The organism is Pedobacter yulinensis (genome assembly GCF_003029735.1).
Lineage (GTDB): Bacteria > Bacteroidota > Bacteroidia > Sphingobacteriales > Sphingobacteriaceae > Pedobacter > Pedobacter yulinensis.
On record NZ_KZ686272.1, the window covers coordinates 1 to 12,017 of the forward strand.

Genomic DNA, 12,017 nt, shown 5'->3' on the forward strand with positions numbered 1-12,017 from the left:
GAACAGAGAAGTTAAGCCCGCCAGAGCCGATGGTACTGCGGTAACACGTGGGAGAGTAGGTCGGTGCCAAATCTTAAACTGGCCTTAGCTTTTACTAGCTAAGGCCTTTTTGTTTTTGTATGCCCGCCATTGTTCGAAGCCACCCGAACAATTTACCTGTGCCGCTGTTTTCCTGTAACTGATATGTGGAAAAGCTGACTCCACCGTCCTGTTAATCTACTCTGAAAACGCCCTCTCATTAACCTGATCTTCGTCAGTTTTAGCCATTTAGCGGCTTTAATTTGGAATATTGGTAGGTTAGCCAAAGCTTTTTCCGTATCTTTGACATGAGATTAATAAGTATGAATATTCGATTAGGGCAAAGAAAAGAGGTAATGAAGCATATTGAAAAATATATGCTGGAAAAGATGCCGGAATACCTGAAACCCATCGATGATATCTGGCAGCCGGCCGATTTTTTGCCCGACGCCAGCCGCGATGACTTCTTTCAAAAAGTGAAAGAGTTGCAGCAAAGCGCAAAAGAGTTATCATATGATCTGGTTGCAGTGCTGATCGGCGATACCATCACCGAAGAGGCCCTGCCTACCTATGAGTCCTGGCTGACTACTGTCGAAGATGTTTCTCTCGATGAAGAAGGGGGCTGGATGAAGTGGACCAGGCATTGGACTGCCGAAGAAAACCGCCACGGTGATCTACTAAACAAATACCTCTACCTGTCAGGCCGTGTCGACATGCGCCAGATGGAGATCTCTACCCAATACCTGATCGCAGACGGTTTTGATATTGGCACCGGCCGCGATCCTTACCGCAACTTCATCTATACCTCTTTCCAGGAAATGGCGACGAACGTTTCGCACAGGAGAGTAGCCAGCCTGGCGAAAAAGGACGGGGATACCCTGCTGTCTAAAATGTGCGGGGTGATTGCTTCAGATGAGGCGCGTCATGCAAAAGCTTATAAAGATTTTATATCCCGTGTATTTGATGTAGATGCAAACGAGGCCATGCTTGCATTCGAAGACATGATGCGCAAGAAGATCGTCATGCCGGCACATTTCCTGAGGGAAATCGGTCTGAAAATGGGTCAGACCTTTGGTCACTTCACCGATGCAGCACAGCGGCTTGGTGTTTACACCTCGGCCGATTACGTCGATATTTTAAAGCAACTCATTAATGAGTGGAATATTGAAGCGATACGTGAACTGAATGATGCCGGAGAAAAGGCCCGCGATTATATCCTGGCACTTCCTGACCGGCTAACCCGCATCGCGGACCGGATGAAAAATCCAACTATGGAGTATAAATTCAGATGGATCCTGGCTTAAAAAGGTTTGGTTCCGCTTTATAAAACTTACACAACCTGTTACGGGTCATCTTATCGCTCCTGCCAACCGCAGGGGCTTTTTTATTACTACATTGGGTGATAGCGGTTGGTAACTTCACTTTCTGACTGTCTTTGCGGCAGGCCTGTTTTAATCAGGCTGCATGATCGGTTATGCAGTTTGTGCCCTTCTTCAATTCAATTTATCAGCAAAAGGCCGCAAATGCAAAAAAACACCCCGGAAGTTTGCACTGTCCGGGGCTTATAGATCGTTGCGATTTGCCTAAAGTTGTTTAATCTTAATGTTTTTCCAACGCACTTTGATACCGCCGCCATCGTGAATCTGCAGAGCAATAAATCCTTTTCCGGCACCGATTTTTGCGTCTTTCAGTTTAACCATTTCTGTTCCGTTTACCCAGCTGGTTACCTCATCACCCGAAACCTGGATGCGCATGTGGTTCCACTCGCCAACTTTCAGCGCCTCTTCTTTAGCTGCTTCAGGTTTGATCAGCCAGCCACGGCCGTATGACTCATAGATGCCACCGGTGCTGTGTCCTTTTGGCGCAACCTCTACCTGCCAGCCACTGATTTTTGTACCTTCAATGTTTGAACGAATAAACACACCGCTGTTTCCATTCGCTTCCTGCTTGAAATCCAGGTCCAGGATAAAATTATCATAAGATTTGTTGGTCGATAAATATCCGTACTGTTTATCCGGTCCGCTTTCACAGATCAGTTCTTTGTTCTCCACGTACCATTTTTCGGTACCGTGTATGGTCCAACCTTCCAGGTTTTTACCGTTAAAGATAGACTTGAAGCCCTTCTGGGGCAGCTGGGCCGAAATCAGCACGACGGCCAGCATGGCAAGGATAATTTTATATTTCATAGTTCCTAATTTACATATTTCGACGGTATTGTCCGCCAACTTCGTAAAGCGCATGACTGATTTGTCCGAGGCTGCAGCACTTGCATGCGTTCATCAGTGCCTCGAAGACGTTACGGCCTGAAATCGCCGCCTCCTGCAACTTACGAAGTTCAGCAGCAGCGTTTTCCTGGTGCGCTGACCTGAAAGACTCCAGGTTCCTGATTTGCGCCTGCTTTTCGGTCTCGGTAGCCCGGACTACCTCGCCCGGTGTCACAGTTGGCGAACCTTTTTTGTTCAGAAATGTGTTAACGCCAATGATCGGGTAGTCGCCCGTATGTTTGAGTGTTTCGTAACGCAGACTTTCTTCCTGGATCTTGCCCCGCTGGTACATGGTTTCCATTGCGCCCAGCACACCGCCGCGTTCGTTAATGCGTTTAAATTCTGCCAGAACAGCCTCTTCGACCAGGTCTGTCAACTCCTCGATCACAAAAGCGCCCTGTAACGGATTTTCGTTTTTGGCGAGGCCAAGCTCCCGGTTAATGATCAGTTGGATTGCCATGGCCCTGCGAACCGATTCTTCGGTCGGCGTGGTGATCGCCTCGTCATAAGCATTCGTGTGCAGGGAGTTGCAGTTGTCGTAGATGGCATAAAGTGCCTGCAGCGTGGTGCGGATGTCGTTAAAATCTATTTCCTGGGCATGGAGTGAACGCCCGGATGTCTGAATGTGGTACTTTAGCTTCTGGGAACGTTCATTGCCCTTGTATTTGTTTTTGATGGCTTTGGCCCAGATGCGCCTGGCTACCCGGCCGATTACCGCGTACTCTGCATCGATTCCGTTCGAAAAGAAAAAAGACAGGTTCGGTGCAAAATCATCTATATGCATGCCCCGGCTCAGGTAATATTCTACAAAGGTAAATCCATTGCTCAGGGTAAAGGCCAGCTGTGAAATGGGGTTGGCACCAGCCTCAGCAATGTGGTACCCCGATATCGAGACAGAGTAAAAATTCCTGACCTGATTGTCAATAAAGTATTGCTGAATATCACCCATCATCCGCAATGCGAATTCCGTAGAGAAGATGCAGGTGTTCTGCGCCTGGTCCTCTTTCAAAATATCGGCCTGAACGGTTCCTCTCACACTGGCCATAGCTTTTGCCCTGATTGCTGCGTAGACATCGGGCGGCAGCACTTCGTCGCCGGTCACGCCCAGCATCATCAGGCCTAGCCCGTTGTTGCCTTCCGGAAGTGCACCTTCGTAAGCTGGGCGTTCTGTGCCGCGTCGACTGAATATTTCTGCCAGTCTGGCTTCAGTTTGTGCTTGCAAGCCATGGGCTATAATATATTTTTCGCATTGCTGGTCTATTGCTGCATTCATGAAAAATCCGAGCAGCATCGGCGCGGGGCCGTTGATGGTCATCGATACAGAGGTAGCCGCATCGCAGAGGTCAAACCCGGAATATAACTTTTTCGCATCGTCGAGGGTGGCAATGCTCACACCCGAGTTGCCGATCTTGCCATATATATCCGGACGGATGTGGGGGTCCTCGCCGTAGAGCGTTACAGAGTCGAATGCCGTTGAAAGCCGGTGAGCCGGCTGACCAAGCGAAACGTAATGAAAACGCTTGTTGGTGCGCTCCGGACCGCCCTCGCCGGCAAACATGCGAGTGGGGTCTTCGCCCTCGCGCTTCAGCGGAAATACGCCGGCCGTATAAGGGAAATATCCCGGAAGGTTTTCTGTGAGCAGCCAACGCAGCAGATCGCCATGGTCCTGGTAACGTGGCAAAGCCACTCGCGGAATTTTCAAGCCTGAAAGCGATTCATGAAAAAGGGGCTGCCGGATCTCTTTCCCGCGTACCTCGTAAATAAAATCAGCTGCCTGGTATTGGTCAGCTACGGCCGGCCAGCTACTTAGCAACTTTCGGCAGGAGGCATCGAGCAGCTCTTCCTGTGCCGCTCGCGCCTGGTCCAGCGCATTGCCGGACTGGCTGTTTCCCTGCTCCTGCAACAGGTTTTGTACACCTGCTATCTGCCAGATTGCCCTGGCCGCCGCTGCCTGGGCATGTACCCACTCATTGTATGTCTGGCTGGCCTCTGCAATTTCCGCCAGGTAGCGGCTCCGCTCAGGCGGAATGATGTAGATCTTTTCTGACTGTGCCGTTCCCGGTTTGGTTTTTACACCGAAATCTGTTCCGGTCTTTGTTGCAATGGCTGCCATGAGCGCCGCAAACAGGTTATTCATGCCCGGATCATTAAACTGCGAGGCCATGGTACCGTATACCGGCAGCTCGCTGTCTGGGGTCTCAAAAACCTGGTGGTTTCGTCTGTACTGCTTTTTAACATCGCGCAGTGCATCTGCTGCGCCCCGTTTATCAAATTTATTGATGGCCACAAGATCTGCAAAGTCCAGCATATCGATCTTTTCGAGTTGGGTCGCAGCGCCAAACTCGGGTGTCATTACGTACAACGAAAGGTCACAATGTTCTGTGATTTCAGTGTCAGACTGCCCGATGCCCGAGGTTTCGATCAGGATCAGGTCAAAGCCCGCGACCTTACAGATGTCGATACTTTCCTGTACATTTTTAGATAAGGCCAGGTTGGCCTGCCTTGTTGCCAATGAGCGCATGTATACGCGCGGGTTGCCAATCGCATTCATCCTGATCCGGTCGCCAAGCAAGGCTCCGCCGGTTTTACGTTTTGAAGGGTCTACAGACAATATGGCAAGTGTTTTACCGGATGTCTCCATCAGGAAGCGCCTGACCAATTCATCGACAAGCGATGATTTACCTGCGCCGCCGGTTCCGGTAATTCCCAATACCGGAACTTTGCTCTGCTCTGCCCGTGTTTTCAGCTGACCGAAGCGTGCCGCAAAAAGCTCGGGGTCATTCTCGGCCGCACTGATGGCCGAAGCAATTGCCGGAATGGATCTTGCTGCAATTGCAGCCTCAGAGAAATCACGCAATGATGTCGTTAAAAAGTCAGTCTGCCGGAGCATGTCATTGATCATGCCCTGCAGGCCCATCGTCCGCCCATCATCGGGTGAATAAATGTGCGCAATCCCATAAGCATGAAGCTCTTGGATTTCTGCGGGGAGAATCACGCCACCGCCGCCGCCAAAAATACGGATGTGGCCTGCACCCTGGTCGTTCAGCAGGTCGTACATGTATTTGAAATATTCCAGGTGCCCACCCTGGTAGGAGGTTAATGCAATGCCCTGCACATCTTCCTGGATGGCACAGGTTACCACCTCTTCTACAGAACGGTTGTGCCCGAGATGCACAACCTCGGCACCAGATGCCTGCAGGATCCGGCGCATAATGTTGATCGTGGCATCGTGGCCGTCGAAAAGTGAGGCGGCGGTAACAAACCTGATCTTATTTTTCGGTATATAACGTTCCTGTTCCTGCATGCAGCTGTGTTTAGCCTCTAAAGTTAAGAGTTATGCCGGTAAATCCACAGCCTGCGGGGCAAGCTGAAGATGCGTGGAAGACGCTAAACGCAGCTCATGCCAGATCAGTACTGGTGTGTCAGTTCTGTAATGGCCTCGCCGATGTTTCCGTTTGGCATCTGGATACGGAGCATGGCAGCGAGCGTTGCGGCAATGTCGGTCATGTAGTGGTTTTTGTTTGTCTTACCGGGTTTAACGTGCCAGCCCATGAACACCAGGGGAATGTGCGAGTCGTAGGGGTTCCAGTTGCCATGCGTTGTGCCGGTTCTGCTTCCGTTGAACCAACCCGGATTTAAAATATAATAAATGTCACCGCTTCTTCTGGCGTTGTAACCATTGGTGATCATTGTCTTCTGCACATCGGTGAGTGTGCTGGCTGCGATATTCCTGAGGTCAACAGCATCGGTTACGCCCTCCTGGGTACGAAGAAATCCGATAGCTGCGGCGAGCACGCTGTTGTAATCGGCTTTGGCAGACGCGATGGCTTTCCGGTCGAACAGGATTTGATTATTTTGCGCTGCTCGTACGGCTGTCTTCACTTTAAACTGTTCTTCCAGGCTGGAATTGAGTCCTTTGGCAATATTGCTATCGCTGATTACCCCCGCCGGCAGGCGGTTCTCTGCCATGAAGCCCGGTACATGTGCGGCACCATGATCGGCCGTGATGAAGAAAAGATATTGCCCTTTTCCTACCTGTTTATCCAGGTAATTGAAGAATTCTTCGAGATCCTTGTCCAGGCGCAGATAGGTGTCTTCGGCTTCTATGGAATTAGGACCGTATTGGTGACCAATGTAATCCGTAGATGAACAGCTGACAGCCAGAAAGTCAGTGGCCTGGTCAGCGCCAAGATCTTCAGAAAGAATGGCGAGTTTGGCCAGGTCGAGCGTAATGGTATTTCCGTAAGGTGTACTCCTGATTGCGTCGTAATTCCGGTTCGCAAACTGTGTAAGGTTATGAGGAAAGGTGCTGTTCCGCCCTTCGTATTCTTTTTCGTCGGCAGTACTGTTTACATAGGTCTGAACCGGGTAAAGGGGTTCCCAGTTTTTTGCATAAAACTTATTGGCAAGCTTCATCTTGTTGTAGTCTTCGAGCCACATTGGCAATTGCTGCATGTAGTAGGTACTTGTAATCCAGTTACCTGACTTGCCGTCATACCAGTAAGCCGCATTACCTGTATGACCTGCCGGAAGGATCGAACCCCGGTCTTTCATGGAAATGCCGATCACCTTCCCTTTAAAATTGGTCGCCAGCCGCAGCTCATCTGTAATGGTATTGCTCAACATGTTTCTTGGCGACATTTGCCCTTCAGGCGATGCGGGAATGCCCACGGTCGAGACGGTTGTATCGCCGGCGCAGTACACACGTTTCAGGGACTGCGCATCTGTCCATTCATTGCCAATAATCCCGTGTACGGCCGGAACAGTACCGGTGTAAATGCTTGCATGGCCGCAGGCCGTATACGTAGGGGTATAAGGAATATAGGTGTTTTCTGCTGAAAACCCTTCATGAATAAGCCTTTTGAAACCACCACTGCCATAACGTGCATAATACCTGTACAGGTAATCCCACCGCATCTGGTCGATAACCAGTCCGACAATAAGTTTAGGACGGGCAACCTGGGCCGGATAGGGTTCCGGACGAGCAACAGGTTTTTTTTGCGCGTATACAGTTGTGCCCGTAGCGGCCAGTAACAGAAAGGGTAGAAGGTAACGTATTTTCATTTGTTTGCGGTGAGCGATAAAACTAACCATTTCGATATAAAATTCCTGTAAAAAAGGAGTTATCAGATCGTTTGTTTAAATGGCTTCGGCTACAACAAAGGTGCTGCCGCCAATAAAAACCAGATCGTTCGGGCCTGATGCCTGCTCGGCCGCTTTCCTGGCTGCCGTTACGCTTTCATAGGTCTTTCCGGCCAGTCCATAGGCGCCCGCCTGTGCCTGCAATGCCGTTGCCGGCAGTGCCCGTTCAAGTTTCGGACTGCAAAAGTAATACTGCGCATGCCTGGGCATCAATTTCAGAACGCCATTCACATCTTTATCGCTTACCATTCCAAATACGATGCGCAGTGTTTCGTGCGGCGTGTCCGCAATGTTTTGTAAGACCTCGGCCATGCCAGCTTCATTGTGCCCTGTGTCGCAGATAACCAATGGGTGCCGGGAAAGTGTTTGCCACCGCCCCTGCAGCCCGGTGTTTTTCTTCACGGAAGCCAGGCCCTGCCTCACGGCCTGTTCGGCCAGGATCAAAGCTCCGGTCTTTTTTAATAATTCGATGGCCGCCACGACTGTCAGGATGTTTTTGACCTGATAATTGCCATTGAGGTCGCAGCTGAGGTTTTCGTATAGCAGCCTGCCTTCGTACAGCACAGACAGCTGAAGCAGGTCAGGTTTGCGCACAACGTTTTCTGGCCGGAAGGCCTGGTCGGCGAAGCATATAGGCGCCTGCTCATTCGCCGCTTTTTCAAGAAAAACCGGCAAGGTTTCCTGATGGCTTTCACCGATCACGACCGGTACGCCGGCTTTAATGATACCGCCTTTTTCTGTGGCAATGAGCGGAAGCGTGTTGCCCAGCAAGGCAACATGGTCCAGGCTGATGTTCGTAATAACCGATAAAACAGGTGTGATGATGTTGGTTGAGTCGAGCCGTCCGCCGAGGCCAACCTCGACGATCGCCACGTCTACTTTTTGCTGGGCAAAATAGTTGAATGCCAGGGCTACAGTCACCTCGAAAAACGAAGGTTCAAGCTTATTAATCAGACTGCTGTGTGCCGAAACAAAGTCGACCACAGCTTGCTGCGCAATGGGTTCGCCATTTACCCGGATGCGTTCCCTGAAATCTTTCAGGTGCGGGGAGGTATAAAGTCCTGTCCGGTAGCCTGCTGCATGGCATACAGATGCCAGCATGTGCGAGGTGGAACCTTTTCCATTGGTTCCGCCAATGTGAACTGACCTGAATTGGTGGTGTGGATTGCCCAGTGCTTCAGACAGCGCCAGAATGTTACCCAGGCCCTTTTTGATTGCTGCCTCGCCAACCCGGGTAAACATGGGCAGTTTGCTGTACAGGTACTCAAGCGTTTGTTCGTAGTTCATAAACGCTACAAAGTTATGAACTGCGCTTAGCTGCGCATAACTTATTTTACCTTGAAATTGAATACGACGACACCTACCTGCTGGTTGTTTCCGGAAGCAGACCGCGTCAGGGTAGCCCCCATAACCGCCTCTTTGCACTTCTGCCACAGGGCCTGATCTGACAGCGTTGTACCTTTCACACCAGCCACGGCGTTGGTAACCAGGCCGTCAGCATTGATGTAAATACGTACGGCGACCTTTCCCGTCTTCTGCCCATCGTCTTTGGGTACCACCAGATTGGTAAATCGCCTCAGCTCGATCGGTTTATCGCCAAAGCCTGAGCCGCCTTCACCATAATTCGAGGCCAGGGGATCGCCGTCTTTATCACCCTGGTTGCCCGGGGTGCTGCCAGTGCCATCGCCACGACCCATTCCCTTGTTGGCCTTACCCTTGTAAAGGGCATTCTGGTTAATGGTTTGCTCGACGGGTTTGGTGTTATTCGAGGCGTTGGGCGCCGCGGTTGATTTGTTGTCTTTGGTGTTTACGGTGGCCGCGTCTTCGTTGTCTTGTGTGACCACGTTTTTATCGCTGGCCTGGGTATTGGGAGTGGGCTTCGTTTCCTGCTCGGTGATGACCTTATCAGGCATCTGCCCATTTGCATTGGGCGCCATAGAAGGCTCTTCAATACTGGTGTAGTCATCGCCCATTCCTTCGGGTGAGGTGCCAAAATTAACGATGACGCCCCCCGTTCCCAGCTGCTCCTGGGTAAAGGGTGTTCCGATCAGGTAAAAAAAGCTGATGACCAGGAATACGATAAATATTCCGGTTGAGATGGCCAGTGCCTTCGGATAATTATTTTCTTCTTGGTACTGCATTATTTTTTCGGTTCTACGGCCAGCACGAGTTTCGCTTTTGCCTTGTTGGCAATGTCGATGATCTGGATGGTCGTTTCTGTGGGGATATCCCTATAAACATACAAAATAATGGTCAATTCCTGTGCCTCTTTCGTGTAAGACTCGATTTTGCTTTGCAGCTCTTCGACGCTTACAGGCTGTTTTTCGATAAAATAATTTTTGTTTTCATCGATCGAGACTGTGATTGTTTTTTTTGCCACGAGCTGCTCGCCCGATTGTGACCGGGGCAGGAGCAGTTTCACCACTTCCGGGTTGGCTACGGCCGACGCCAGCAGGAAAAACAACAACAGGAAGAACATGATGTCGTTCAGGGCAGACGTATTGACCTCTACGGTTCCTTTCTGTCTTTTTCTGAAATTCATCGTCCCGGTTCTTCAAGTAAATCAATAAACTCGATGGCATCGGTTTCCATTTTCAGAATGATCTTTTCGATCATCATGTTCAGTACGTGGTAACCAACATAGGCAACAATACCAATAATGAGGCCCGAGGCAGACGTAATCATTTTGGTGTACAGACCACCCGAAATGGTTCCGATCTCGATCACGCCTTTGATGGAAACCTGGTGAAAAATGGAGATAACACCGATAATGGTCCCGACAAACCCCAGCATCGGTGCAATCCCGGCAATAATGCCCAATATGCCTACGTTCTTTTCCAGTTTGGACACTTCAAGCTTGCCTACATTTTCTATGGCGCCTTCAATGTCTTTGATCGGCCTGCCCACGCGCAGCAGGCCTTTCTGCAGCATGCGGCCCAGGGGCGTGTTGCTGTTCTTGCACAGTGCGATGGCGCCATCAAGGCGGCCCGACAAAATACTTTGTTTTACCTGGACCATGAGGTTGGTTTCGTTTCTGGAAGCCTTGCGGATGGTCAGATATCTTTCAATGAAGATAACGAGGCCAAGGAAAGCAAGAATCCCGATGGGAATCATCACCCAGCCGCCCTTGATGATCAGATCGATAAAGCGAAGCTCTTCCGGCGGAGCCGATAAAACATTTGGCGCTGCGCTTTGCGCGCTGTCAATTACCTGCTTCACGGTATCGGTGGCACCTTGCAAAAATGTAATCATGTCTAAAAATTATTTAGGTTTTTTTGTGTGTATATAAGCTCCTGCGCTGCCTGATTTTTTGCGCAGGGCGGGCAGGTTCTGTTCTGCTTCTGCATAAGTTGCAAATGAACCGATGCTGATTTTGATCATTGGACCGCCAATGTCAACCCTGCGGGCTTTCAGTCCGCGCTGTTTCATTTGTTTTACATAGGCCGCAGCCTTTTTTTCTGTTTGCCAGGCCGAGGCGATGACTTCGTATGTCACCGGCGCGGCGGCCGCGGAGCGTATCGCTGTGTCCGGACGTTTCGTAGCTGTGACCGGCGGAACGGCAGCCATCGCTGCAGAAGAATCCTTCCGGATCGCCGCTGTATCGGTCTTAGGTGTGTCTGTAACAGCCGGCGCCTCAGGAAGGGTAACCGGAGCAACGGGTTCTGCGGGCGTCTTTCCGAACCACTCTGGTTTCAGAAAGTAAGCCAGCGCTGCAACGGCGACCAATACGACGAGTACCAGCAGGAACCTCAAAACACCTGAAGATCCATTTCCTTCGTTGGAATCGATTTCCTGTTCAGTTCGCGTTTCCAGCGGTTCAGTGGCCTCTATCTTGTCGAACGTCCAGGCCTTTGCCGGAGCTGGTGCAACCACAGGTGGTTCAGGCTCGGCCGAAGGTAGTAACCCGGCAGCTTCTGCTCCATGTTGTTCGTCTGCCGGCTGGCCTGCCTTCAGGCTGTTGCCTGGAATTTCGCTATGGTCTGTTTCGACGGCAGCCGGCTGCGCTTCACTTACATTTGTACCTGTTTCAGTGCTGTTCTGCCCATCTACCTGGCCGTCCACTTGCTCTTCAGGCAGTACTGGGATAGATGGAATATCAGCAGGCTCATCGTTGGCCGGCTGCGTTTCGTCGGGAGCGGCGGCTTGCCCTGAAACCGGGGCATCTATGGGATCGCTGAACGTTTTCTCTGGCATGGGCGGAAGCCCATAAAATTCCGTACCTGTCGCATTTGCATCGGCTTCGAAAACGAGCTCTTCTCCGGCCTGCCTGAGGGTACCAAGGCCGTTCAGCTGGTAACTGCCCGCGTTGCGAATGCCTTCGCGTACCTGGCTGGCAAAATCCTGCACGGCAGCGCTTGCATCATCGTGCGTAAGTTGCCTTTCCCTGGCTACCAGGTCGGTGAGCAGCGTGTCTTCCCGAAGTTCAGCTGCAAAAACAAGTGCCGAGGCCGGCGGCAGGAACATGTGCCGGGCTGCATCATATCTTCCGGGCACTTTCTTTTTAGAAAATGTACCCAGTCCGTTCACACCAACTTCTTTGTGGTTGTTCAGGAGGGAGGAAAGATAAATGCTCAGGTCCATGCGCTGTAATCA

At 50.9% G+C, this 12,017-nt stretch carries 9 protein-coding genes and 1 rRNA gene; 2 read left to right on the forward strand and 8 right to left on the reverse strand.

The features are described from left to right. Nucleotides 1-72: ribosomal RNA gene (gene rrf, locus C7T94_RS19775) — 5S ribosomal RNA — on the forward strand; the annotation flags it as partial. Between the two features lie 302 nt (nucleotides 73-374). After that, nucleotides 375-1,322 carry an acyl-ACP desaturase gene (locus C7T94_RS17675; RefSeq protein ID WP_394341008.1) on the forward strand — a complete coding sequence of 316 codons (948 nt, stop codon included), beginning with the start codon at nucleotides 375-377 and terminating at the stop codon, nucleotides 1,320-1,322. A gap of 279 nt (nucleotides 1,323-1,601) precedes the next feature. Here C7T94_RS17675 and C7T94_RS17680 read toward each other — a convergent pair whose 3' ends face one another. The 8 genes from C7T94_RS17680 to C7T94_RS17715 form a co-directional block, all read right to left on the reverse strand. Next, entirely contained in the window at nucleotides 1,602-2,204 is a 603-nt protein-coding gene (locus C7T94_RS17680) for a 3-keto-disaccharide hydrolase (protein ID WP_107217161.1), read from the reverse strand. Between the two features lie 10 nt (nucleotides 2,205-2,214). After that, on the reverse strand, nucleotides 2,215-5,586 hold the full coding sequence (locus tag C7T94_RS17685) for a methylmalonyl-CoA mutase family protein (RefSeq protein WP_107217163.1): 3,372 nt from the start codon (nucleotides 5,584-5,586) through the stop codon (nucleotides 2,215-2,217). Nucleotides 5,587-5,690: 104 nt separating this feature from the next. Next, nucleotides 5,691-7,346, reverse strand: a complete 1,656-nt coding sequence (gene pafA / locus C7T94_RS17690; RefSeq protein WP_107217432.1) for an alkaline phosphatase PafA — start codon at nucleotides 7,344-7,346, stop codon at nucleotides 5,691-5,693. A 75-nt stretch (nucleotides 7,347-7,421) separates the two neighbouring features. After that, entirely contained in the window at nucleotides 7,422-8,711 is a 1,290-nt protein-coding gene (locus C7T94_RS17695; RefSeq protein ID WP_107217165.1) for a bifunctional folylpolyglutamate synthase/dihydrofolate synthase, read from the reverse strand. A gap of 41 nt (nucleotides 8,712-8,752) precedes the next feature. Beyond that, nucleotides 8,753-9,565 (reverse strand): energy transducer TonB, encoded by an 813-nt coding sequence (locus C7T94_RS17700; RefSeq protein WP_107217166.1) that lies wholly within the window; start codon nucleotides 9,563-9,565, stop codon nucleotides 8,753-8,755. Beyond that, nucleotides 9,565-9,966: an ExbD/TolR family protein gene (locus C7T94_RS17705; protein WP_107217168.1), complete on the reverse strand. Its 402-nt coding sequence runs from the start codon at nucleotides 9,964-9,966 to the stop codon at nucleotides 9,565-9,567. The genes C7T94_RS17700 and C7T94_RS17705 overlap by 1 nt, the downstream gene beginning before the upstream one ends. After that, complete coding sequence (locus C7T94_RS17710; protein WP_107217169.1) at nucleotides 9,963-10,676, reverse strand: MotA/TolQ/ExbB proton channel family protein; 714 nt, start codon at nucleotides 10,674-10,676, stop codon at nucleotides 9,963-9,965. Before C7T94_RS17710 ends, C7T94_RS17705 begins: the two co-directional genes overlap by 4 nt. Nucleotides 10,677-10,685: 9 nt before the next feature. Next, the gene (locus C7T94_RS17715) at nucleotides 10,686-12,005 is read right to left on the reverse strand and encodes an HU domain-containing protein (RefSeq protein WP_107217171.1); all 1,320 of its coding nucleotides are present in this window, start codon (nucleotides 12,003-12,005) and stop codon (nucleotides 10,686-10,688) included. Between the last annotated feature and the right edge of the window lie 12 nt (nucleotides 12,006-12,017).

Excerpts from the sequence above, each read along its gene's own strand:
- C7T94_RS17675 (WP_394341008.1), top strand. The coding sequence starts at position 375 with ATGAAGCATATTGAAAAATATATGCTGGAAAAGATGCCGGAATACCTG.
- C7T94_RS17680 (WP_107217161.1), bottom strand. The coding sequence starts at position 2,204 with ATGAAATATAAAATTATCCTTGCCATGCTGGCCGTCGTGCTGATTTCG.
- C7T94_RS17685 (WP_107217163.1), bottom strand. The coding sequence starts at position 5,586 with ATGCAGGAACAGGAACGTTATATACCGAAAAATAAGATCAGGTTTGTT.
- pafA (WP_107217432.1), bottom strand. The coding sequence starts at position 7,346 with ATGAAAATACGTTACCTTCTACCCTTTCTGTTACTGGCCGCTACGGGC.
- C7T94_RS17695 (WP_107217165.1), bottom strand. The coding sequence starts at position 8,711 with ATGAACTACGAACAAACGCTTGAGTACCTGTACAGCAAACTGCCCATG.
- C7T94_RS17700 (WP_107217166.1), bottom strand. The coding sequence starts at position 9,565 with ATGCAGTACCAAGAAGAAAATAATTATCCGAAGGCACTGGCCATCTCA.
- C7T94_RS17705 (WP_107217168.1), bottom strand. The coding sequence starts at position 9,966 with ATGAATTTCAGAAAAAGACAGAAAGGAACCGTAGAGGTCAATACGTCT.
- C7T94_RS17710 (WP_107217169.1), bottom strand. The coding sequence starts at position 10,676 with ATGATTACATTTTTGCAAGGTGCCACCGATACCGTGAAGCAGGTAATT.
- C7T94_RS17715 (WP_107217171.1), bottom strand. The coding sequence starts at position 12,005 with ATGGACCTGAGCATTTATCTTTCCTCCCTCCTGAACAACCACAAAGAA.